We start from the raw sequence: 22,655 nt of genomic DNA on the forward strand, positions 1-22,655 counted from the left end.
CACCGTCATGGCCAAACCTGGATTTCGCCTCGCGCTGTTTGCCACCCTGCTGGCCCTGATCGTGGTGCTGCTGGGTGCCTATACCCGGCTGACCCACGCCGGCCTTGGTTGCCCGGACTGGCCGGGTTGCTATGGCTTTATCAGCGTGCCGAAAAGCGAAGCCCAGTTGGCCCATGCCGAACTGCATTACCCGGACACGCCGGTAGAGGCGGACAAGGGCTGGAACGAGATGACCCACCGTTACTTCGCCGGCACCCTCGGGCTGCTGATCGTGCTGCTGGCGGCGCGCGCCTGGACCCATCGGCATCATCCGGGGCAGCCATTGAAGCTGCCGTTGTTCCTGCTGGCGGTGGTGTTTGCCCAGGCGGCGTTTGGCATGTGGACGGTGACGCTGAAGCTCTGGCCGCAGGTGGTCACCGGGCATTTATTGGGCGGGTTCGCGACGTTGAGCCTGCTGTTTTTGCTGACGCTGCGATTGTCCGGCGTGCTGCCGGCGCTGATCGTTCCCAGGCGTTTGCAGTACTGGGCCACGGCCGGGCTGGTGTTGGTGATCGGCCAGATTGCGCTGGGTGGATGGGTCAGCTCCAACTACGCGGCGGTGGCCTGTATCGACCTGCCGACCTGTCACGGCCAATGGTGGCCGGCGGCGGATTTCGCCAATGGTTTCCACCTGACTCAACATATCGGCCCCAATTACCTCGGTGGCCAACTGGACAGTGATGCGCGCACGGCGATTCACCTGACTCACCGGATTGGCGCGCTGTTGGTTACCGTCGTGCTGCTGGGCCTGGCCTGGCAACTCAAGGTAGTCGGCATGACCCGCCTGGCCGGCCTGTTGCTGATCGCCCTGGCGGCGCAAATCTGCCTGGGCCTGAGCAACGTGTATTTCCACCTGCCACTGCCGGTAGCGGTCGCTCACAACGCCGGCGGTGCAGCGTTGCTGCTGACGCTGGTGTTGGTCAATTACCACGCCCGCACCAGCCTGGTCCGGGTGCGGCACCAGTTGCCGTTCGGCTGGCGCTTCAGCCCGCGTAAACACGTGTCGGGCCTTATAACCCTCAAAGGAGAGATGCCATGGCGACCTTGATCGGCGAGCGTCATAGCCAGGCGATCTGGCGTGACTACCTGGAGCTGACCAAGCCAAAAGTAGTGGTGCTGATGCTTATCACCTCGCTGGTGGGCATGTTTCTCGCCACCCGCGCCGGGGTGCCGTGGCCGGTGCTGATTTTCGGCAACCTGGGGATCGCCCTGTGTGCCGGTGGCGCGGCGGCGGTCAACCATGTGGTGGACCGGCGCATCGATGCGTTGATGGCGCGCACCCATAAACGCCCGCTGGCGGAAGGGCGTGTATCACCTGCTGCCGCGCTGACGTTCGCGATGGTGCTGGCGGTGGCCGGGCTGGCGTTGCTGCTGGCGTTTACCAACCCACTGGCCGCGTGGCTGACCCTGGCGTCGCTGCTGGGCTACGCGGTGATCTACACCGGCTTCCTCAAGCGGGCCACGCCGCAGAACATCGTCATCGGTGGCCTCGCCGGCGCTGCGCCGCCGTTGCTGGGCTGGGTCGCCGTCACCGGCCACGTCAGTGCCGAGCCGTTGCTGCTGGTGTTGATCATCTTCGCCTGGACCCCGCCGCACTTCTGGGCCCTGGCGATTCACCGCAAGGAGGAATACGCCAAGGCCGACATCCCGATGCTGCCCGTGACCCATGGCGAACATTACACCAAGGTGCATATCCTGCTCTATACCTTCGCCCTGTTGGCGGTCAGCCTGATGCCGTATGTGATCCACATGAGCGGCGTGCTGTACCTGGTGTGCGCGCTGGTTCTGGGTGGGCGCTTTCTGCAATGGGCCTGGGTGCTGTACCGTGGCAGTCGGCCGCACGCGGCGATCAACACCTTCAAGTACTCTATCTGGTACCTGTTCGCGCTGTTTATCGCCCTGCTCGTAGACCATTACCTATTGTTGAACCTATGACTCGAACTCAAAAAACTGTCTTCATTCTGGTGGCCATTGTCGCGTTGATCATGGGCCTGACCGTCAACAAAGTACTGAGCGGAAAAGGTCAGGGCGACCCGACGGCCTTGATCGACGCGGGCATCATCCTGCTGCCCCAAAGCCGCCAGCTGCCGGCGGTGACCATGACCAACCAGGACGGCCAGCCGGTGGTGGTCAATGAGTTGAAAGGCAAGTGGAGCGTGCTGTTCTTCGGCTACACCTTCTGCCCGGACATCTGCCCGACCACCCTCGCCCAACTGCGGCAGATCAAGAGCGAGCTGCCTAAAGACGTTGTGGACAAGTTGCAGGTGATCCTGGTCAGCGTCGACCCCAACCGCGACACCCCGGCGCAGCTCAAGCAGTACCTGGGTTACTTCGATCCGCAGTTCGAAGGCCTGACCGGCGCGAATGTTGAGGAGGTGCAGAAGGTTTCGAACGCAGTGAGCATTCCGTTTATTCCGGCGGACACCAGCAAGCCCAACTACACCGTCGACCACAGCGGCAACCTGGCGCTGATCGGACCGGATGGGACGCAGCGCGGGTTTATCCGAGCGCCGTTGAACAATCAGAAGCTGGTGGCGCAATTTCCGGGGTTGCTGCAGCGTAAATAAGCCTGGCGACAATTCCCTGAGCGACACAAATCAAATGTGGGAGCTGGCTTGCCTGCGATAGCGGTGTGTCAGCAGCAGATATGTGACTGACACGGCCCCATCGCAGGCAAGCCAGCTCCCACAGGGTTATGTGCACAGCGCATGAATGTGTGTCGTCGGACTTTTCCCGCAACCTGTAGTGGTGGGCGCGAACTTGTTTGGCATGCGTCGACTGACTAGTCTTTGCCCTGTCGCTGCAAATTCAGTGACAGGGTGTGGAAGCCCTTATATCGTTAGGCGCACAAAGCGCCACCTAGAGTCAGGCGCTTTTTATCGTCTGTGTTTTATGGTGGTTGTGCGCGGGGCGCTTTCGAGCGCGCCGGGTGCCTAACGTCCCGGTCTTCCACACCTGCGTACAGCCGCCACCCATTACGTGGAAGTAGTGCTTGGCGGCCCCTCAATACGTTAGGAGCCAGCCCATGACAACACTTACCCCCGACCCACCCTTCACCCCCGAAGTCTTCACCCGTCATCACCAGCAACTGCACGCCATCCTCATCGACGGCCAAGCCTGGTTCAGCGCCCGCGACATTGGCCATCTGATGGGCCTGCATCTCAACGAAGCCTTGCTGCGCAAGCTCGATCCTGACCAACAACAAACACTAACCGCCACCACTCACGGCCGCGCTGCGTCAACCTTGATGCTCAGTGAGTCCGGCGTGTACGCGATGTTGATCTACCACTACTGCCCGGAAAACCGTGCCCTGCGCCAATGGTTGACCCACGAAGTAGTGCCCGCGCTGCGCGGTAAACAGCAGGCAAGCGAAGGCCCGGCCCTGAGTGGGTTGGCCTGGTCTACGGCAAGTTTGAGTGTGTTGCGGTGGCGCAATGAGCCGTGGATCCGGCTGCGGGATATGCCCAAGGTGTTGCCGGGCGTGTAGCGCTTGAAACTGTGGGAGCTGGCTTGCCTGCGATACAGGCGGCGCGGTGTTATTGATACACCGCAGCGATGCCATCGCAGGCAAGCCAGCCCCCACATTTGATGGATCAGAACGCCGGCAGGATCGCGCCTTTGTACTTCTCGAGAATGAACGCTTTCACTTCCGGGGTGTGCAGGGCTGCTACCAGCTTCTTCACCGCGTCCGAATCCTTGTTGTCTTCGCGGGTCACCAGGATGTTCACGTAAGGCGAGTCATTGCCTTCGATCACCAGGGCGTCCTTGGATGGATCCAGCTTGGCTTCCAGCGCGTAGTTGGTGTTGATCAGCGCCAGGTCGACCTGGGTCAGCACGCGCGGGAGGGTGGCGGCTTCCAGTTCGCGGAATTTCAGGTTTTTCGGGTTGCCGGTGATGTCCTTGATGGTCGACAGGATGTTGGTCGGGTCCTTCAGGGTGATCAGGTTGTGCTTGGCCAGCAGCAACAGCGCACGGCCGCCGTTGGTGGCGTCGTTCGGGATCACGACGTTGGCGCCGCTTGGCAGCTCTTCCAGTTTTTTGTACTTGCTGGAGTAAGCGCCCAGAGGCTCAAGGTGCACAGCGCCGACGCTCACCAGGTGAGTGCCCTTGGCTTTGTTGAACTCGTCCAGGTACGGCTGGTGCTGGAAGAAGTTGGCGTCCAGGCGCTTTTCGGCCACCTGTACGTTGGGCTGGACGTAGTCGGTGAAGACTTTGACTTGCAGGTCCACGCCTTCTTTGGCCAGGGCCGGCTTCACGAATTCGAGGATTTCAGCGTGAGGCACCGGGGACGCGGCCACGGTCAGGGTTTCGGCGGCGTGGGCGGAAAACGCGGCAACGGCGGCGAAAGCAACCAGTAGTTTTTTCATTCAACAAGCTCCTTGTTCGGGTATTGGCCGGCTTCGCGCCGGCAATAGCCGTTATTTTCGAGAAAAGTGCACCACCAGCTTGTCGCCGACGGTTTGCAGAATTTGCACCAGGATCAACAGCAGCACCACGGTGACTACCATCACGTCGGTCTGGAAGCGTTGATAGCCAAACCGGATCGCCAAGTCACCCAGGCCACCGGCACCCACCACACCGGCCATGGCCGTGTAGGACACCAGTGTAATCGCCGTCACCGTAATCGCCGCGAAGATGCCGGGGCGAGCTTCGGGCAGCAAGGCGTTGGTGATGATCTGCCGGGTGGTCGCGCCCATGGCCTGGGTCGCTTCGATAATCCCGCGGTCCACTTCACGCAGCGCGGTTTCCACCAGGCGCGCAAAGAACGGCGTGGCCCCCACCACCAGTGGCGGAATCGCACCGGCAACCCCCAGGGACGTGCCGGTGATCAGCACCGTGAACGGAATCATCACGATCAGCAGAATAATGAACGGCAGCGAGCGCAGGATGTTCACGATCAGCGACAGCAGGGCGTACAGGTTTTTTTGTTCAAACAGCTGGCGCGGGCTGCACAGGAACAGCAGCACGCCCAACGGCAAGCCCAGCAGCACGGTGAACAGCAGCGAGCCGAACAGCATGGTCATGGTGTCGCCGGTGGCGAGCAGGATTTCCGACCAGTCGATATTCGAGAAAAAGCTCAACAGGATTTCCATTAGCGCAGCACCTCCATATGGACGTCTGCCGCGGTGAAGGCGGCGAACGCGGCCTCCATGTCACCACCGGTGACGGCTAGGGTCAGTTGCCCGTAGGGGATGTCTTTGATGCGGTCGATACGGCCGGCAAGGATGCTGTAGTCCACACCCGTGTCGCGGGCGACGGTACCCAGCAGTGGCGCGTAGGTCGCTTCACCCTGGAACGTCAGCCGCACGATGCGGCCCGGCACGTGGGCGAAGTCATCACGCTGCTCGCCTTCGTCGACTTGCTCGGACTCTTGCACGAAACGCTTGGTGGTCGGGTGCTTGGGGTGCAGGAACACGTCGGCGACGGTGCCTTGCTCCACGATCACACCGGCATCCATCACAGCCACGTGGTCGCAGACCCGGCGGATCACGTCCATTTCATGGGTGATCAGCACGATGGTCAGCTTCAGCTCGCGGTTGATCTCGGCCAGCAGTTGCAGGACCGAGGCCGTGGTCTGCGGGTCGAGGGCGCTGGTGGCTTCGTCGCACAGCAGGATCTTCGGCTTGGTGGCCAAGGCGCGGGCGATGCCGACGCGCTGCTTCTGGCCGCCCGACAGCTGCGCCGGGTACTTCTTGGCGTGGTCGGACAGGCCGACCCGGGCAAGCAGTTCGGCCACCCGCAGGTCGATTTCCTTGCGGGACAGTTCGCCCGCGAGGGTCAGCGGCAGCGCCACGTTGTCGGCAACGGTCTTGGACGCCAGCAGGTTGAAGTGCTGGAAGATCATCCCGACCTGTTGCCGGAAACGGCGCAGGCCGTTGGCGTCGAGGGCGGTGACTTCTTCGTCATCGACCTTGATCTGACCGCCGCTGGGTTGCTCCAGGCGATTGATCAGACGCAGCAAAGTACTTTTTCCCGCACCGGAATGGCCGATCAGACCAAACACCTGGCCATTTTCGACGCGCAGGTTGGTGGGATGCAGCGCGGGGATATCCTTACCGGCGACCCGGTAGGTTTTATGGACGTTATGAAACTCGATCACGTAGCGAACCTTGTGGGGCGCATTAAAAAGGGATCAGCGGTTAGCCGGGCGCGCATTTTAGCCTGTCCGTATAGCGTTTCTTAGCATTTATTTCTCATCCGACCAGCGATTTGGCAATAACGCGATCAAAGTTCATAAAAAAGGAACGGTGCAAAACCGTGTCAGTCACTACTTAAGCAACTCGAAATTCCCGGGTGCCGTGCCTGGGGTTTTGCTCAAGAAGAGCCGGGGATCGCTCTGGCCTACGCAAACGAGGAGTTTTTGTCTGATGAGCACTAAAAAGCCAGTTACCCCGCCCAAGAGCGAACTTGCGGGTACCGACACTCTGGACCGTGGCAACACCAACGCCAAGCTGCAAAGCCTGGAAACTTTCCGCTCCGACGCGACCGGCCAGGCGCTGCGCACCAACCAGGGCGTGAAGGTTTCCGATAACCAGAACAGCTTGAAGGTCGGCTCCCGTGGCCCCTCGCTGCTGGAAGACTTCATCATGCGTGAGAAAATCACGCACTTTGACCATGAACGCATCCCGGAACGTATCGTCCATGCCCGCGGCACCGGCGCCCATGGTTATTTCCAGACCTATGCAAACCATTCGGCGCTGACCAAGGCCGGGTTCCTGCGTAACCCCGAACATAAAACCCCGGTCTTTGCGCGGTTCTCCACGGTGCAGGGCCCGCGCGGCTCGGGCGATACCGTGCGTGACGTGCGTGGGTTTGCCGTGAAGTTCTTCACCGACGAAGGCAACTTCGACCTGGTGGGCAACAACATGCCGGTATTTTTCATTCAGGACGCGATCAAGTTTCCTGACTTCGTGCATGCGGTAAAACCTGAGCCCCACAACGAAATTCCTACCGGCGGCTCGGCCCACGATACGTTCTGGGATTTTGTCTCGCTGCAACCGGAGTCGGCGCACATGGTGATCTGGGCCATGTCCGACCGCGCAATTCCAAAGAGCCTGCGGACCATGCAGGGTTTTGGCGTGCATACCTTCCGCCTGGTGAATGCCGAGGGCAAATCCAACTTCGTCAAATTCCACTGGCGGCCTACCGTCGGCACCTGTTCCCTGGTGTGGGACGAGGCGCAGAAGCTGGCGGGCAAAGACACCGACTTCCACCGTCGCGACCTGTGGGAATCCATCGAAGGCGGCGATTACCCGGAATGGGAATTGGGCGTGCAGGTCATCGCCGAGGAAGACGAGCATAAGTTCGATTTCGACATCCTCGACCCGACCAAGCTGATCCCCGAAGAGCTGGTGCCGATCACGCCGCTGGGCAAGATGGTGCTCAACCGCAACCCGGACAACTACTTTGCCGAGACCGAGCAAGTGGCGTTCTGTCCGGGACATATCGTGCCGGGTATCGACTTCTCCAATGACCCGCTGCTGCAAGGTCGCCTTTTTTCCTACACCGATACGCAGATCAGCCGACTGGGCGGGCCGAACTTTCATGAGCTGCCGATCAACCGTCCGGTCGCGCCGTTCCATAACGGGCAGCGTGACGCGATGCACCGCACCACCATCGACAAGGGGCGTGCCTCCTACGAGCCGAACTCGATTGATGGTGGCTGGCCGAAAGAAACCCCGCCGGCTGCCGAAGACGGTGGTTTTGAGACGTATCCAGAGCGCATCGATGCCCACAAGATCCGTGAGCGCAGTGAGTCGTTCGGCGATCACTTCTCCCAAGCACGCTTGTTTTTCCGCAGCATGAGCAAGCACGAGCAGGAGCACATCATCGCGGCCTACAGCTTCGAGCTGGGCAAGGTGGAGCGCGAGTTCATCCGGGCGCGTCAGGTGAACGAGATCCTCGCCAACATCGACCTGGAGCTGGCCAAGCGTGTGGCGCAGAACCTGGGCTTGCCAGCGCCGAAGAAAGGCACGGTGCCGGAGCGCAAGACGTCTCCGGAACGTTCGCCGGCATTGAGCCAGGCCAACTTGCTGTCGGGTGATATCAAGACCCGGAAAGTAGCGATTCTGGCGGCGAACGGTGTTGATGGTGCCGCGATTGCGGCGCTGAAGAAGGCGCTGGAAGCCGCCGGTGCGCACGCCAAGCTGCTGGGGCCGACCTCGGCGCCGGTGACGACGGCCGATGGCAAGAGCCTGCCGGTGGATGCCTCCATGGAGGGCTTGCCGTCGGTGGCGTTCGATGCGGTGTTTGTGCCGGGCGGTGCCAAGTCAGTGCAGGCGTTGAGCGGCGATGGCGTGGCGTTGCATTACTTGCTGGAGGCGTACAAGCACTTGAAGGCGATTGCCTTGGCCGGTGAGGCGAAGCAGTTGCTGGATGTGCTCAAGCTTGAGGCGGATGCGGGGCTGATAGTGGGCGGTGATGCGAAGGCGTTGAAGGCGTTTTTTGCCGCGATTGCCCAGCATCGGGTCTGGGATCGGGAGCCGAAGGCTAAAGCTGTTCCGGCTTAAGTTATTGGTTGTTTGTAAGACCGCTGTCGCAGGCAAGCCAGCTCCCACATTTTGAATTGTGAATACATTCAAGTGTGGGAGCTGGCTTGCCTGCGATGCTTTATTCGGTCTTGCGCGGAATCAGCACAACCTGCGCCGGAACCTTCTTCAGGATCTGCCGGTGAATCTTCAGGTCATACCCCGAATCAATGCGCTTCACCCGTTTGGTCAGCAATGTGGCCAGCCATGGGTAATCTTCGGTGCGCGGCGCCTGGATGCTCACGTCACACTGGTAATTCACCACATCGGTGGCGATCTCATCCAGTTGATGGCGCAACGCCTCGATGTCGGTGAGGTTCAGCGCAACCGTGGTGCTTTCGGCCGCAGGGTCGATGACTCTGGCGGGTGGCTTGGCTTCGGCGGCTTTCAGCGCAGCTTCGGCTTTATCCAGCTCGACTTTGCGGGCGTGGGTGATCGCGCTGTTGACGCCACCGGTCAGCGCCGGTGCCTTGGGCATCAATGCCCGTGCGCGGCTCAGGGCTGTGGCGGCGGCGTTGACGTCACCTTTTTGCAGGACGATCTGGCTGCGCTGCAAGTAGGCTTCGGCCAGTTGGCGCTGATAAGACTCCAATGCCGGGTCGTTGGGCGATTGGGCCTGCAGCGCGGCCAGCTCGTCTTCGGCGGTGGCCAGTTCACTGCTGGCGAGGTTTTGCTCCAGCTGTGCGATGGCCGCAGCACGCGCGTCCGGCGCCTCTGGGGCGGCGGGCGGGGTGCTTTGGCAGGCGCCCAGCAGCAAGGAAAATGCGGCAAGGAGCAGATAACGGAAGTTGAACAGCTTCATTCCTGCGACTCTCTAATTGCGCAAAAAGCGAGCAAGTCTACACCCCGCGACGGGGCAGGACAAAACTCAGCAGAAACAGGGCGGCCGCCGTGACCACAATCGACGGCCCGGCCGGGGTGTCCTTGAACCAGGACAGCGCCAGGCCACCACACACCGCAAGCATCCCCAACAGGCTGGCGCCAACCGCCATTTGCTCCGGCGAGCGGGCGTGACGCTGGGCCGCAGCGGCCGGGATGATCAGCAGCGATGTGATCAACAATACGCCGACAATCTTCATCGCGACAGCAATCACCACGGCGATCAGCAGCATCAGGGTCATGCGCAGCGCCGCCACGGGCAAGCCTTCGACGGTGGCCAGTTCTTCGTGGACGGTAATTGCCAGCAGTGGGCGCCACAGGGTTACCAGCAACACCAGCACCGCCGCGCTGCCGCCGAGGATCCAGGCCAGGTCGGTGGGGCTGATCGCCAGCAAGTCGCCGAACAGATAGGCCATCAGGTCGATGCGCACTTCATGCATGAAACTCAGCACCACCAGGCCAAGGGACAAGGTGCTCGGCGCCAGGATGCCCAGCAACGTATCCGAGGCCAGCGGCTGGCGCTGTTGCAGGGTCACCAGCAGCACCGCCAGCAACAGGCAGCCGACGGTGACGGCGATGGTCGGGCTCACATCCAGCAGAAAACCCATGGCCACGCCCAGCAGCGCGGCGTGGGACAAGGTGTCGCCAAAATAGGCCATGCGCCGCCAGACCACGAACGAGCCCAGTGGGCCCGCTACAAGCGCCAGAGCCAAGCCTGCCAGCAGGGCGTAGAGCAGAAAATCAGCCATGCTTGCAGCTATCTCCATGAACGTGGGTGTGGGTGGCGGCGGGGTCATCGACGATGGCGCCATGCAGGTCATGGGCGTGGTCGTGATGGTGGTGATAAATCGCCAGGCTCTGGGCATTCTTGCCGAACAGCTCGACGAAGGCCGGGTCGCCGCTGACCTGTTCCGGGTGGCCGGAGCAGCACACGTGGCGATTGAGGCACACCACCTGGTCGGTGGTGCTCATCACCAGGTGCAGGTCGTGGGAGACCATCAGCACGCCGCAACCGTGGCGGTCGCGCAGGCGGGTGATCAGGCTGTACAGCTCGGCCTGGCCGGCGACGTCGACGCCTTGCACGGGTTCATCCAGCACCAGCAGTTCCGGCTCGCGCAACAAGGCGCGGGCCAGCAGCACGCGCTGCATTTCGCCGCCGGAGATGCTTTGCACCGGGCTGTCGATCACCTGTTCGGCGCCGACTTCCTTGAGGGCCGACTGTGCGCGGGCACGGTCTACGCCGGGCACCAGGCGCAGGAAGCGCAGCACCGACAGGGGCAAGGTCGGGTCCACATGCAGCTTTTGCGGCATGTAGCCGACCCGCAGCTTCGGCTTGCGCCATACGCTGCCGCTGTCGGGCTTGAGCAGGCCGAGCACGGCGCGCACCAGGGTGGTCTTGCCGGCGCCGTTGGGGCCGATCAGCGTGACGATCTGCCTCGGTTCGACGCTCAGGGCGATGTTGTCCAGCACGTTTTGCCCGGCGAACGTGACCCCGACCTGCTCCAGGCGGATTAACGCAGTGCTCATCAAGCCCCCTGGCAGCCCGAGCACACACCGACGACTTCGACGGTTTGCCCTTCGACCTTGAAGCCGACGTCGCCGGCGCTCTTGATGATGCTGTCGCTGATGCTTTTTTGCTCAAGCTCGATGGCGGCGTGGCATTCGCGGCAAATCAGGAACTGGCCCTGGTGCGCGTGTTCCGGGTGGTTGCAGCCGACAAAGGCGTTGAGCGACGAGATGCGGTGCACCAGGCCGTTGTCCAGCAGGAAGTCCAGCGCGCGGTACACCGTGGGCGGCGCGGCGCGGCGGCCATCTTGCTCGCTGAGCACGCCGAGGATGTCGTAGGCACCCAGCGGCTTGTGGCTTTGCCACACCAGCTCCAGCACCCGGCGACGCAGGGCGGTCAGGCGCAGGCCTTGGCGCGCGCACAAGGCGTCGGCCTCTGACAGTGCGCTGTGCACGCAGTGAGAGTGGTCATGGGGACGGCTGGCAAGCGGTGTTTTAGGCATGAGCGGCGACAGATATTTGTGAGAGACGTTATTATGTTACCTGTTCCTGCCTCCTTGAGTGGTCATCGTGTCCAGACTTTTTCCCGTTTTTGTCGTATTTGTCACCAGTTTGTTGCTTGCAGGTGCCGCCCAGGCGGAGGTTCGGGTGCTGACCAGCATCAAACCGTTACAGCTGATTGCCGCCGCCGTGCAGGACGGCGTGGCGATTCCCGAGGTATTGCTGCCGCCGGGCGCGTCGCCGCATAACTATGCGCTGCGGCCTTCCGACGTACGGCGCGTGCAGTCGGTGGACCTGCTGTACTGGATTGGCCCGGACATGGAGAGCTTTCTGCCACGCGTCTTGAAAGGCCGCAGCTTGCCGACGGTAGCCGTGCAGGACCTTGCGGGGATGAAACTGCGCCGGTTCACCGAAGATAGCCACTCCCACGCTGAAGATGCCGACGAACACGATCACGATCATCGCCCGGGTAGCCTGGATGCGCATTTGTGGTTGTCGACGGTCAATGCCCGGGTGATTGCGAACCGCATGGCGGCGGACCTCAGTGCTGCTGACCCAGCCAACGCCGAGCGGTATCAGAGCAACGTGAAGGCGTTTGATGGCCGTATGGACGCGCTGGACGCGCGCTTGAAAGCACGTATGGCGGATGTCGCCGGCAAGCCGTACTTCGTGTTCCATGAGGCGTTCGATTACTTCGAGGATGCCTACGGCCTCAAGCACACCGGTGTATTCAGCGTGGCCGCGGAAGTGCAGCCGGGCGCCCAGCATGTGGCGGCGATGCGCACGCGGTTGCAGGAAGTGGGCAAGACCTGTGTGTTCAGCGAGCCGCCGCTGCGGCCGCGTCTGGCGGAAACGCTGGTGGCCGGTTTGCCGGTGAAGCTGGCGGAGCTGGATGCGTTGGGCGGATACACGCCGGCCTCGGCCCAGGGGTATGAGCAGGTGCTGGAAAAGCTGGGGAATGACCTGGCTGGGTGTCTGGAGTCTTTATAAGCCACAACGCAGATCAAATGTGGGAGCTGGCTTGCCTGCGATAGCGGTGGGCCAGCTGACTCAAATGTAACTGACCCACCGCTATCGCATGCAAGCCAGCTCCCACACTGACCGTGTGCTACAACGCGAACGGCAGCGGAGTCTTGACCTGCTGGCGTTGCGCCAAACGCACTTGAAACTCTCGCGGGTCGTGAATCAGCACGTCCTGCCCGGCAAACGATTCCGCGGCAATCAGGCGTGACAGCCAGAACCGCACGCACGCCACACGCAACATGGTCGGCCACAGCTCCGCTTCCTTGGCGGTAAACGGCCGCAATCCCGCATACGCTCCCAACAATGCCCGTGCCCGCTGGCCGTCGATCACGCCGTCGGCGTCCGAGCACCAGTCATTCAGGGCAATCGCCACGTCGTAGAGCATCGGCCCCGAGCAGGCGTTGTAGAAGTCGATCAGCCCGGTCAGGTGGGTGCCTTCGAACATCGCGTTATCGCGAAACAGGTCGGCGTGGATGTTTGCCCGGGGCAGCGCGAGGATCTGCGCCTTGTGCGCCTCGATCTCATCCAGCGCAGCTTGCAGCAGGCCCTGTTGTTGCGCGTCGAGGTGCGAAATCAGTTGCGCGCCTTCACTGAGCATCCAGTCCAGCCCGCGATCAGTCTTGCGCTCCAGTACCTTCTCGCCTTGGGTGGCCAGGTGCAGGTGGCCGAGTAATTCACCCACTTGCACGCAATGCTGGGCGTTGGCGTCCTTGATGTGCTTGCCCGCCAGGCGCGGTTGCAGCAGCGCCGGTTTGCCGGCCAATTCGCGCAAGGCCACGCCGTCGGTGGTGCGCAGGGCGTAAGGCACCGGCAGGTCGGCGTCGTGGAGCACGTCCAGCAGTTCGATGAAGAACGGCATTTCCTGCACGGGGCCGCGTTCGACCAGGGTCAGGACGAATTCGCCCTGTTCCAGGCTGATGAAGAAATTGGTGTTTTCACTACCAGCGGCAATCCCCTGGAAATCAAGCAGGCGGCCGAGCCCGTAAGGGGCAAGAAAGGTTTCCAGCTCGGGCCGAGCCAGGGGGGTGAACACAGACATGGTTAAAACTGCCGTTACGGGCGCTGCGGGGAGCAGCGCCGATTAAAGTTAAGAAATCATTTCCATTCGAAGATCTTCCATGACGGGATCAGCATATCCGGCTGGTCAGAGCGGATGAAGTTCGCATCGGTTCCGTCCGCGCGCACCAGGAAATACGGCGGAAAGCCTTTCTGGGTCACCTTGATCGCGTACAGGAAACCATTCTGGCGGTATTCCTGAATAGTCTTGTCGCCTTCCGTGCGAATGGTGACTTCCGGGTCGCCCGTGGGGGCAGTATCTGCCGCCATGGCCGCCATCGGAGTAAGTGCAATCAAGCCGGTCAACAACAGGCGATTTACTGTACGCATGATAACCTTGTCCCTTTGTCGTCATTGGTCCGGCTATTCTAGCGCCTGACCCGCCGAAAAGGTTGATCCTGCTCATGAGCCAAGCCCCCCTCGTCCTGGTGGACGGTTCTTCTTACCTGTACCGCGCCTTTCACGCGCTGCCACCGCTCACCACTTCCAAAGGCCTGCCCACCGGCGCGGTCAAGGGCGTGCTGAACATGCTCAAAAGTCTGCGCAAGCAGTACCCGAACAGCCCGTTCGCGGTGGTGTTCGACGCCAAGGGCGGGACATTTCGCGATGACCTGTACGCCGAATACAAGGCCAACCGCGCGAGCATGCCGGATGACATGCGCGTGCAGATCGAGCCGCTGCACCAGAGCGTGATCGCCCTGGGTTTCCCGCTGCTGTGCGTCGAAGGCGTTGAAGCGGACGACGTGATCGGCACCCTGGCCCGCAGCAGCGCGGCCGCTGACCGGCCGGTGGTGATTTCCACCGGTGACAAGGACATGGCGCAGCTGGTGGACGGGCACATTACCTTGGTCAACACCATGACCGGTAGCGCCATGGACGTTGAGGGCGTGAAGGAGAAATTCGGTGTCGCTCCCGAGCAGATCATCGATTATCTGGCGTTGATGGGCGACTCGTCCGACAACATCCCGGGCGTTCCGGGCATTGGTCCAAAGACCGCTTCCGGCTTGCTGGTGGGCGTCAACGGTGGTTTGAAAGAGCTCTACGAGCAACTCGATATCGTGCCGACCCTGCCGATTCGTGGCGCCAAGACCCTGGTCGCCAAGCTCGAAGAACACAAGGAAAGTGCGTTCCTGTCGTACCAGTTGGCGACGATCAAGATCGACGTGCCGCTGGATGTGGGCCTGGACGACTTGCACCTGATCGAGCCGGATCGCGAGAAACTGCTGGAGCTGTACACGCTGCTGGAGTTCAAGAGCTGGATTGACGAGATTCAGCGTGATGCCAAGCGGGTCGAGTTGAGTGCGGCGCCCTCGGCGGCTGTCACTGAAGAAGCGGTTGAGACGGTCGCCCCGGTTTCTGTGGAATCGGTGTACGAAACCATCCTTACCCAGGCTCAATTCGATGTCTGGCTGAAGAAACTCAACGATGCCAAGCTGTTCGCCTTCGATACCGAAACCACCGGTATCGATGCCCAGCAAGCCCAACTGGTTGGCGTGTCCTTTGCTGTACAGGCCCACGAAGCGGCCTACATTCCACTGACCCACTCCTACATTGGTGCGCCGGAACAGCTGGACCGGGACACCGTCCTGCTGGCCCTGAAGCCGTTGCTCGAAGACCCGCAAAAACTCAAGGTCGGCCAGCACGCCAAGTTCGACATGAATATCCTGGCCAACTGCGCCATCGGCGGCGACCCGGCACATGGCATCACCGTGCGCGGCATCGCCTTCGACACCATGCTTGAGTCCTACGTGCTGAACTCCGTCGCGACTCGCCACGACATGGACAGCCTGGCGAAGAAATACCTGGACTACGACACCGTCAGCTTCCAGGACATCGCCGGCAAGGGCGCCAAGCAACTGACCTTTGACCAGATTGCCCTGGAGCAGGCCGGGCCTTATGCGGCGGAAGACGCCGACGTGACCCTGCGCTTGCATCAGGAACTGCACAAGCAACTCGCCGCTATTCCTACCCTGGCCAGCGTATTGTCCGACATCGAGATGCCGCTGGTGCCGGTGCTGGCGCGCATTGAGCGTCAGGGTGCCCTGGTGGATGCGGCGTTGCTGGGTATCCAGAGTATCGAGCTGGGTAACAAGATGGTGGACCTGGAGCGCCAGGCGTATGAAATCGCCGGCGAGGAGTTCAACCTCGGTTCGCCCAAGCAGTTGGGAGCGATTCTCTACGAGAAGCTCGGGCTGCCCGTGCTGAAGAAGACCGGCAAGGGCCAGGCGTCGACGGCCGAGGAAGTCTTGGCCAAATTGGCTGAAGATGACTATCCGTTGCCGAAAGTGCTGATGCAGTACCGCAGCATGAGCAAGCTGAAAAGCACCTACACCGACCGCCTGCCGGAACAGATCAACCTGCGTACCGGGCGCGTTCACACGTCCTATCACCAGGCCGTCGCGGCGACCGGGCGCCTGTCCTCCAGCGATCCGAACCTGCAGAACATTCCGGTGCGTACCGCCGAAGGCCGGCGCATCCGCCAGGCATTTGTCGCGCCCAAGGGCTACAAGCTGCTGGCGGCGGACTATTCGCAGATTGAGCTGCGCATCATGGCGCACTTGTCCAAGGACGAAGGCTTGCTCAATGCGTTCCGCGACGACCTGGACGTGCACACCGCCACGGCGGCCGAGGTGTTCAAGGTTGAGTTGACCGAGGTCACGTCCAATCAGCGTCGCAGTGCCAAGGCGATCAACTTTGGCCTGATCTACGGCATGGGCGCCCAGAAGCTGGGTAAGGACATCGGCGTCGACACCAAGACCGCCAAGGCTTACATCGATGTGTACTTCGCCCGCTACCCGGGGGTTCGCGAGTACATGGAGCGTACCCGCGCCCAGGCGGCTGACCAGGGCTACGTGGAAACCCTGTTCGGGCGCCGCCTGTACCTGCCGGATATCAACTCCAACAAGCCCCAGGAGCGCGCTGGCGCCGAGCGTACGGCGATCAACGCGCCGATGCAGGGCACTGCAGCCGATATCATCAAGAAGGCCATGGTCAAGGTCGACAACTGGCTGACGGCCTCGGGCCTGGACGCCAAGGTCATCCTTCAGGTGCACGATGAATTGGTGCTGGAGGTGCGTGAGGACCTGGTGGCTGAAGTCAGCGCGAAGATTCGTGAGCACATGAGCGAGGCGGTGAAGCTGGATGTGCCGCTGGTAGTAGACGTCGGCGTGGGCGACAACTGGGACGAGGCGCACTAAGCGCTGGGCTTGGGCCGCGGCGTCATGCCGCGGTGGCGCTATAGATCGGAAAACGCCGCGGGTTATTTCCAATAGTTTTTTGAACGTGCCGGAACTTAACCCGTGAATTGCTACTCAGAGTTACTGAATGGGTGGTGAAGCCCTTCAATGCTCCTATGTTGTGTTAAGTGTTGGCAGATATCTGGACCCCGCCCTAGCGGTCCGGAACTTGGACCCCGAACTTCCCCTCCCCATACGAAGTCCGGGGTTTTTTTTGCCCCGAGTTTTTACTCGGCGACCTCCGAACCCTTGTCAGCCAGTTCCATCCAGCCTGCCAGCACGGTGTAGGCATCTTCCAGGCCCATGCGTTTTGGCGCCGAGAACAGCTGGATAGTGACCGCATCACCCCAACCCTTACGGATTTCTGCCTGCACTTTGAGCAGGGTGTTTTTCGCTGCGCCGTAGGTCAGCTTGTCGGCCTTGGTCAGCAGGACATGCATCGGCATGCCGCTGGCGACGGCCCAATCGAGCATCAACAGGTCGAAGTCGGTCATTGGATGACGGATGTCCATCATCAGAATCAGACCCTTCAAACTCTCCCGGCCACCCAGATAGGCTTCCAGGTGACGCTGCCAGTGCAGCTTCAGCGGGATAGGTACTTTTGCGTAACCGTAGCCCGGAAGGTCGACCAGACGCCGATCATCGTCTAGCTTGAAGAAGTTGAGGAGCTGTGTGCGCCCCGGGGTTTTCGAGGTGCGGGCCAGGCTGGCGTGGGTCAGGGTGTTCAGCGCGCTGGATTTACCGGCGTTGGAACGGCCGGCGAATGCGACTTCGAAGCCTTCGTCATCGGGGCATTGGTCGACTTTTGCGGCGCTGAGCATGAAGGTGGACTGTTGGCACAGGCCGAGGATGGGATTCTTGAGTTGCATGAGTTTTCCGATGTGGGCGGTGCCGGGAATGGGTGCGGCAAGCGGTGTCGTTTCCGTTTCAGTAGCGCCAGTATATAATGCCGCAGATTTTGTGTGTGCTTTGTCCCAGCGAAGGATGAAGTTCACGGGAGCGATAGACCTTTATTGCGCATTAGAACGCAAAACGCTCTCAAACCCTGAAAAGGTCGATGTATGACCAAGTGGCTGCTGGCCCTCGGTGTCTTGATGCCACTTTACAGTGCGCAGGCTACACAGGATCCGGAGGCTGTGTACAACCGCGTTTGCGGGGCCTGCCATGCCGGACAGTTGCCCAACGCCCCGAAACGGGGTGACCAGGCAGCCTGGAAGCCAAGATTGGCTCAAGGTATGGACACGCTGGTGCAACACGTGACCCAGGGTTTCAAGGCGATGCCGCCGCGTGGTTTGTGCATGGACTGCAGTACCGAGGATTACCAGGCCATCATTCAGTTGATGGTGAGTAAACCCGGTCCATAACTCTTTAACCCTTAGCCGTAGTTGGATTAGCTGATGAACAAACTGATCGTGAGTCTGCTGTTGACCTTGGGCATCACCGGTGTTGCCCATGCCGCAGGCGACGCCACTGCCGGCCAGGCGAAAGCCGCCGTATGTGGTGCTTGCCATGGACCGGACGGTAATAGCCCGGCGCCAAACTTTCCAAAACTGGCCGGCCAGGGTGAGCGTTACCTGACCAAGCAGATGCACGACATCAAGGACGGCAAGCGTACGGTCCTGGAAATGACCGGCTTGCTGACCAACCTCAGCGATCAGGACCTGGCAGATATCGCGGCGTATTTTGCCAGCCAAAAGGGCAGCGTGGGAGCTGCTGATCCGAAACTGGTGGCCCACGGTGAGGAATTGTTCCGTGGCGGCAACCTGGAAAAAGGCATGCCTTCCTGCATCGGCTGCCACTCGCCTAACGGCGCAGGCCTTGCGGCTGCTGGCTTCCCGCACTTGAGCGGCCAGCATGCCCAGTACATCGGCAAGCAGCTGACGGACTTCCGCGAAGGTAATCGCACCAACGACGGCGACACCAAGATCATGCAGAGCATCGCCGGGAAACTCAGCAACAAGGACATCGAAGCCGTGTCCCAATACATCCAGGGCCTGCACTAAGTGTCCCGGCTACGTTAACGCTCGATTAATCCGTCGATGCAAGCATAAAAAGGGTGGCTTAGGCCGCCCTTTTTTGTGGCCGGTGCCGTTACACTAACGAACTCATGCCCGCGTAGACCTGTCACAACAAAGGTCGCGTGAGGCGACTTTATTTGTCCAGGAGTAAAGCATGCGTAATCTGATCCTCAGCGCCGCTCTCGTCACTGCCAGCCTTTTCGGCATGACCGCACAAGCTGCCGACGTGCCGCTTGAAGCCGGTAAAACCTATGTTGAATTGGCCAATCCTGTCCCGGTTTCCGTACCGGGCAAGATCGAAGTGGTGGAGCTGTTCTGGTATGGCTGCCCGCATTGCTACGCGTTTGAGCCGGTCATCAATCCGTGGGTCGAGAAGCTGCCTGAGGACGTGAACTTCAAACGTATTCCTGCCCTGTTCGGCGGCCCATGGGATGCCCACGGCCAGCTGTTTATTACCCTGGACACCATGGGTGTAGAGCACAAGGTGCACGCCGCCGTGTTCAACGCCATCCAGAAAGAAGGCAAGCGTCTGCTCAAGCCTGATGACATGGCCGATTTCGTTGCCACCCAAGGCGTCGACAAAACCAAGTTCCTTGAGACATTCAACTCGTTCGCTGTGAAGGGCAAGATGGCCCAATACAAGGAACTGGCCCAGAAATACGGCGTGCAAGGCGTGCCGACCCTGATCGTCGACGGCAAGTACCGTTTCGACATCGGCAGTGCCGGTGGCGAAAAGGAAGCACTGAACGTGGCCGACCAGTTGATCGCCAAAGAGCGCGCAGCCAAGTAAGGGGCCCGTCATGCGTCGCTGGGGTACTGAACGTGTCGTTGGCCTGCATGACCCGAAGGTCAACGAACACCACCTGGAATCCACGGGCCTGCCGGCAGACAGCCGGTTGCGCCTGCTAAGTTTCAATATCCAGGTAGGTATCAGTACCGAGAAATACCGGCACTACCTGACCCGTGGCTGGCAGCACCTGCTGCCCCACAACGGGCGTGCCGGCAATCTGCAAAAGATCGGCGACCTGCTGGGAGACTTCGACCTGGTAGCCCTGCAGGAGGCCGACGGTGGCAGCCTGCGCTCCGGCTACATCAACCAGGTCGAGCACCTGGCCCAGCTCGGTGCCTTTCCTTACTGGTATCAACAACTCAATCGCAACCTTGGCAAACTCGGCCAGCACAGCAACGGTGTGCTCAGCCGCCTGAAACCGTGGGCGATCGAGGATCACCCGTTACCCGGCCCTAAAGGCCGCGGGGCGATTCTGGTGCGGTTCGGCGAAGGGCCGGAAGCGTTGGTGGTGGTGATGATGCACCTCGCGTTGGGGGCTCGAACCCGCACCATGCAGTTGGCCTATATCCGTGAGTTGATTGGCAACTACAAACACCAGGTGCTGATGGGTGACATGAACACCCATGCCACAGACCTGCTGCAAAATTCCCCGTTGCGTGACCTTGGGTTACTGGCGCCGCAAGTCGAAGCCACCTTTCCCAGCTGGCGCCCGCAACGTTGTCTTGATCACATCCTGCTCAGCCCGACCCTGACACTCGAAAGCGTGCAGGTGCTGGCGCAGCCCATCTCCGATCACCTGCCCGTCGCGGTAGAGATTCGTCTGCCGGGTTCGCTCACGGCTGATGCATTGCCCGCGTTGAGCCCCGGCCCTCGCGGACCCCTTGCATGAGCGACGACGCCCAGCGCTGGAAAGAAAAATACCTGTTAAGCATCGAGCAACAAGAAAAGCTCGAGCGTCGCTGGGCCGCCCGCCTCGACCTGCTGCGCCGGGGGCTGGTGCGCAGCACCCTGGCGGCTGAAGGGACCGACCGCGCAGTTGACCAATGCATGAAGGAAATGCGCGACGTTGTGCGTACGGACGACATGGACGCCGCCCTCGCTGCATTGTTGCCGCGCCTGGAAAAGGCCGTGCTGGATTCGGAACAGCGCCGTGAAACCCGGGTAGACCAGATAGGCACGGCGTTGACGGCCCTGGTCACTCAGTTGCAAAAACTGCCGTTGCCGCGAGAAGTGAGCCGCCCGCTTAAGGCGTTCGCCAAACAGCTGGACGGCCGGGTCGGCCAGGCGCGAGAGATTCCGCTGTTGCTGAGTGAACTGAGCGGCCTCCAAGGGCAGGCGCTGAGTAACCTGGAGCCGGAGGGTGAGGCCAGCCGTTCGGGTCCGGGGCTGTTGCAGCGCCTGTTTGGCGCCAAGGACGCTGCGGTCGAAACCCCGGAGGTTGAGCCACGCGCGCCATCCCGCCCTGCTGTTCAGGCGCCTGCTGCGCCAAAGCCCAAGGCGGTGGATGAAGTTGAAGCGCCGGCGCAATCCGAGGAGCTGACCCAGGCGTTGCGGGCTTTTGCACCGCAATCGAAGGTTCCGGCCCCTGTCGAGTTGCCCCCTGAGCCCGAACCGCAAGTAAAGGCTGCTGAGGTTGTCAGCGAAGTGACGCCCGCTGCCCCGCCCGTCGTTACCATCGCGCCCGTCATCGAGGCACCCGCTGCGATTATCGAATCGCTGGAGCCCGAACAACCGATCGAAACGGAGGTTGAGCCCGCTCTCGAGAGTGCCCTCGCCGCCATGGTCGAGGCGCCGCAGGTGCAGGCCCGCGAACCGGAGCGAACCGAGATCGGCAGTCTCTCCCTGCCGCCGGTCCTGGCCGACGAGCCGGAAGAGGCGGCCGAGTTGGAAGAGTTGAACCCCGACGAGCTGCAAGCGGATCAGGTCTACGCCCTGCCCGACACCCCCGAGCCGTCTTACAGCTCGGTGGCCAAACACATCGAAGACACCCTGCTCGGCCTGCTGGAAGACCTGTCGCTGCCCGAGCGTCACCGGCCCCAGGCCGAAGCCATGCGTGAACGCCTGACCCACGGCTTGAACTGGTACGAACTGCTGCCGATTCTCGATGACCTGGCGGTGTTGATGCTGGCGATTACCGACAGTGGCCAACATGAGTTTGAGGCCTATCTCAAGCAGCTCAATGAGCGCCTCGAGGCGTTCCAGGGTCACCTGCAGGTGGCCAGTGACGGCCACGCCGACAGTCGCTCGGCTGCCAGGGAACTGGATACGCAGATCCGTGAACAAGTGGATGGTTTGCAAAGCAGCGTGCAGGACGCGGCGGACCTGGACAGCCTCAAGCATGTGCTGGAAAGCCACCTCGAAGGGCTGCTCGGCACCATGGACCAACACCAGCACCAGCGTGACCAGCGCGAACAGGAAGTGGCTGCCCGTCTAAAAGGCCTGGCCGAGCGGGTCGCCAATATGGAGCAAGAAGCCCAAGGCTACCGTGAGCATCTGGAGGTTCAGCGCCAGAAAGCGTTGATCGACCCACTCACCGGCTTGCCCAACCGCGCGGCCTGGAGCGAGCGCCTGGAGCAAGAGGTCAACGCCTGGCATCAGCGTGGCAATAGCCTGTCGCTGGCGATGCTGGACCTCGATCACTTCAAGCGTATCAACGACGGCTACGGTCATCTGGCCGGCGACAAGGTGCTGAAGATCATCGCCACGGTGCTTCGCAAACGCCTGCGTCCCAACGACTTCATCGCGCGCTTTGGCGGTGAAGAGTTTGTGCTGCTGATGCCCAACTCATCCTTGTCAGAAGCATTGGCAGTGGGTGAAACCCTGCGGGCTGCCATCGAAGCCTGCCCGTTTCACTTCAAGGGCGAGCCGGTGACGATTACGGTGTCCATGGGCATGGCGCAGTTTCAGCCGGGAGAGCGCAGTGACCTGGCTCTCAAGCGCGCCGACGAGGCGCTTTACCGCGCCAAGGCCGCTGGGCGCAATCAGGTGCAGGCGGCCTGAAAATGTTCCATTTTGTTTAAAATGTCGCATTTGGCCGCTGGGCAGCAAACGGTACGTTACACTGTTGCATTATCGTCTT

22 protein-coding genes are annotated in these 22,655 nt (G+C 61.3%); 12 read left to right on the top strand and 10 right to left on the bottom strand.

Translation table 11 applies throughout. From position 1 onward, the window contains the following. The first annotated feature begins 7 nt into the window (after positions 1-7). The 4 genes from V3W39_RS10495 (at position 8) to V3W39_RS10510 (ending at position 3,526) form a co-directional block, all read left to right on the top strand. Positions 8-1,087, top strand: coding sequence for a COX15/CtaA family protein (locus tag V3W39_RS10495; RefSeq protein ID WP_177043562.1), 1,080 nt, complete (start codon positions 8-10; stop codon positions 1,085-1,087). Then, a complete protein-coding gene (gene cyoE, locus V3W39_RS10500) occupies positions 1,075-1,974 on the top strand; it encodes a heme o synthase (RefSeq protein ID WP_177079075.1) in 900 nt (299 codons plus the stop codon). The genes V3W39_RS10495 and cyoE overlap by 13 nt, the downstream gene beginning before the upstream one ends. Next, positions 1,971-2,606, top strand: coding sequence for an SCO family protein (locus V3W39_RS10505; protein ID WP_177119920.1), 636 nt, complete (start codon positions 1,971-1,973; stop codon positions 2,604-2,606). The genes cyoE and V3W39_RS10505 overlap by 4 nt, the downstream gene beginning before the upstream one ends. A 458-nt stretch (positions 2,607-3,064) precedes the next feature. Further along, the gene (locus tag V3W39_RS10510; protein WP_330212600.1) at positions 3,065-3,526 is read left to right on the top strand and encodes a BRO-N domain-containing protein; all 462 of its coding nucleotides are present in this window, start codon (positions 3,065-3,067) and stop codon (positions 3,524-3,526) included. A gap of 106 nt (positions 3,527-3,632) precedes the next feature. On the opposite strand, the gene V3W39_RS10515 is transcribed toward V3W39_RS10510, so the two are convergent. From V3W39_RS10515 to V3W39_RS10525, 3 genes are read right to left on the bottom strand one after another with little or no spacing between them, the layout of a single operon-like run. Beyond that, entirely contained in the window at positions 3,633-4,406 is a 774-nt protein-coding gene (locus tag V3W39_RS10515; RefSeq protein WP_177043559.1) for a MetQ/NlpA family ABC transporter substrate-binding protein, read from the bottom strand. Between the two features lie 51 nt (positions 4,407-4,457). Next, complete coding sequence (locus V3W39_RS10520) at positions 4,458-5,132, bottom strand: methionine ABC transporter permease (protein WP_010168623.1); 675 nt, start codon at positions 5,130-5,132, stop codon at positions 4,458-4,460. After that, the gene (locus V3W39_RS10525) at positions 5,132-6,139 is read right to left on the bottom strand and encodes a methionine ABC transporter ATP-binding protein (protein ID WP_003214829.1); all 1,008 of its coding nucleotides are present in this window, start codon (positions 6,137-6,139) and stop codon (positions 5,132-5,134) included. The genes V3W39_RS10520 and V3W39_RS10525 overlap by 1 nt, the downstream gene beginning before the upstream one ends. Before the next feature lie 268 nt (positions 6,140-6,407). Here V3W39_RS10525 and katE point away from each other — a divergent pair, with 268 nt between their 5' ends. Then, on the top strand, positions 6,408-8,549 hold the full coding sequence (katE, locus tag V3W39_RS10530) for a catalase HPII (RefSeq protein WP_177130041.1): 2,142 nt from the start codon (positions 6,408-6,410) through the stop codon (positions 8,547-8,549). A gap of 100 nt (positions 8,550-8,649) precedes the next feature. Here katE and V3W39_RS10535 read toward each other — a convergent pair whose 3' ends face one another. Genes V3W39_RS10535 through V3W39_RS10550 form a run of 4 tightly spaced genes read right to left on the bottom strand, consistent with a single transcriptional unit; the run spans position 8,650 to position 11,455 of the window. Further along, positions 8,650-9,369: a PA5502 family lipoprotein gene (locus V3W39_RS10535; protein ID WP_177043557.1), complete on the bottom strand. Its 720-nt coding sequence runs from the start codon at positions 9,367-9,369 to the stop codon at positions 8,650-8,652. A gap of 37 nt (positions 9,370-9,406) precedes the next feature. After that, on the bottom strand, positions 9,407-10,195 hold the full coding sequence (gene znuB / locus V3W39_RS10540) for a zinc ABC transporter permease subunit ZnuB (RefSeq protein ID WP_010168631.1): 789 nt from the start codon (positions 10,193-10,195) through the stop codon (positions 9,407-9,409). Beyond that, positions 10,188-10,973: a zinc ABC transporter ATP-binding protein ZnuC gene (znuC, locus tag V3W39_RS10545; protein ID WP_330212601.1), complete on the bottom strand. Its 786-nt coding sequence runs from the start codon at positions 10,971-10,973 to the stop codon at positions 10,188-10,190. Before znuC ends, znuB begins: the two co-directional genes overlap by 8 nt. Next, positions 10,973-11,455, bottom strand: coding sequence for a Fur family transcriptional regulator (locus V3W39_RS10550; RefSeq protein ID WP_003214819.1), 483 nt, complete (start codon positions 11,453-11,455; stop codon positions 10,973-10,975). Before V3W39_RS10550 ends, znuC begins: the two co-directional genes overlap by 1 nt. Positions 11,456-11,513: 58 nt before the next feature. Between V3W39_RS10550 and V3W39_RS10555 the strand changes: the two genes are divergently transcribed. Then, entirely contained in the window at positions 11,514-12,443 is a 930-nt protein-coding gene (locus tag V3W39_RS10555; RefSeq protein WP_259199984.1) for a zinc ABC transporter substrate-binding protein, read from the top strand. Positions 12,444-12,561: 118 nt separating this feature from the next. Here V3W39_RS10555 and V3W39_RS10560 read toward each other — a convergent pair whose 3' ends face one another. Then, complete coding sequence (locus V3W39_RS10560) at positions 12,562-13,515, bottom strand: homoserine kinase (protein ID WP_177079069.1); 954 nt, start codon at positions 13,513-13,515, stop codon at positions 12,562-12,564. 56 nt (positions 13,516-13,571) lie between these two features. Then, on the bottom strand, positions 13,572-13,862 hold the full coding sequence (locus tag V3W39_RS10565) for a DUF2782 domain-containing protein (RefSeq protein WP_177043553.1): 291 nt from the start codon (positions 13,860-13,862) through the stop codon (positions 13,572-13,574). A gap of 74 nt (positions 13,863-13,936) precedes the next feature. Between V3W39_RS10565 and polA the strand changes: the two genes are divergently transcribed. Further along, on the top strand, positions 13,937-16,729 hold the full coding sequence (polA, locus tag V3W39_RS10570) for a DNA polymerase I (protein WP_330212602.1): 2,793 nt from the start codon (positions 13,937-13,939) through the stop codon (positions 16,727-16,729). Between the two features lie 266 nt (positions 16,730-16,995). Here the strand turns inward: polA and yihA are convergent, their stop codons facing one another. Beyond that, positions 16,996-17,637, bottom strand: coding sequence for a ribosome biogenesis GTP-binding protein YihA/YsxC (gene yihA / locus V3W39_RS10575; RefSeq protein WP_177043551.1), 642 nt, complete (start codon positions 17,635-17,637; stop codon positions 16,996-16,998). A gap of 192 nt (positions 17,638-17,829) precedes the next feature. On the opposite strand from yihA, the gene V3W39_RS10580 reads away from it, so the two are divergent. The 5 genes from V3W39_RS10580 (at position 17,830) to V3W39_RS10600 (ending at position 22,576) form a co-directional block, all read left to right on the top strand. Beyond that, on the top strand, positions 17,830-18,132 hold the full coding sequence (locus tag V3W39_RS10580) for a c-type cytochrome (RefSeq protein ID WP_177112282.1): 303 nt from the start codon (positions 17,830-17,832) through the stop codon (positions 18,130-18,132). A 33-nt stretch (positions 18,133-18,165) separates the two neighbouring features. After that, positions 18,166-18,771, top strand: coding sequence for a c-type cytochrome (locus tag V3W39_RS10585; protein ID WP_010168648.1), 606 nt, complete (start codon positions 18,166-18,168; stop codon positions 18,769-18,771). A 169-nt stretch (positions 18,772-18,940) separates the two neighbouring features. Beyond that, positions 18,941-19,576: a thiol:disulfide interchange protein DsbA/DsbL gene (locus V3W39_RS10590; RefSeq protein WP_177043549.1), complete on the top strand. Its 636-nt coding sequence runs from the start codon at positions 18,941-18,943 to the stop codon at positions 19,574-19,576. 10 nt (positions 19,577-19,586) lie between these two features. Next, positions 19,587-20,465 (top strand): endonuclease/exonuclease/phosphatase family protein, encoded by an 879-nt coding sequence (locus V3W39_RS10595; RefSeq protein WP_177043548.1) that lies wholly within the window; start codon positions 19,587-19,589, stop codon positions 20,463-20,465. Further along, entirely contained in the window at positions 20,462-22,576 is a 2,115-nt protein-coding gene (locus tag V3W39_RS10600; protein WP_330212603.1) for a GGDEF domain-containing protein, read from the top strand. Before V3W39_RS10595 ends, V3W39_RS10600 begins: the two co-directional genes overlap by 4 nt. The last annotated feature ends 79 nt before the right edge of the window (positions 22,577-22,655 follow it).

The sequence above is a fragment of the Pseudomonas sp. Z18(2022) genome (assembly GCF_036346535.1).
GTDB lineage: Bacteria > Pseudomonadota > Gammaproteobacteria > Pseudomonadales > Pseudomonadaceae > Aquipseudomonas > Aquipseudomonas yamanorum_A.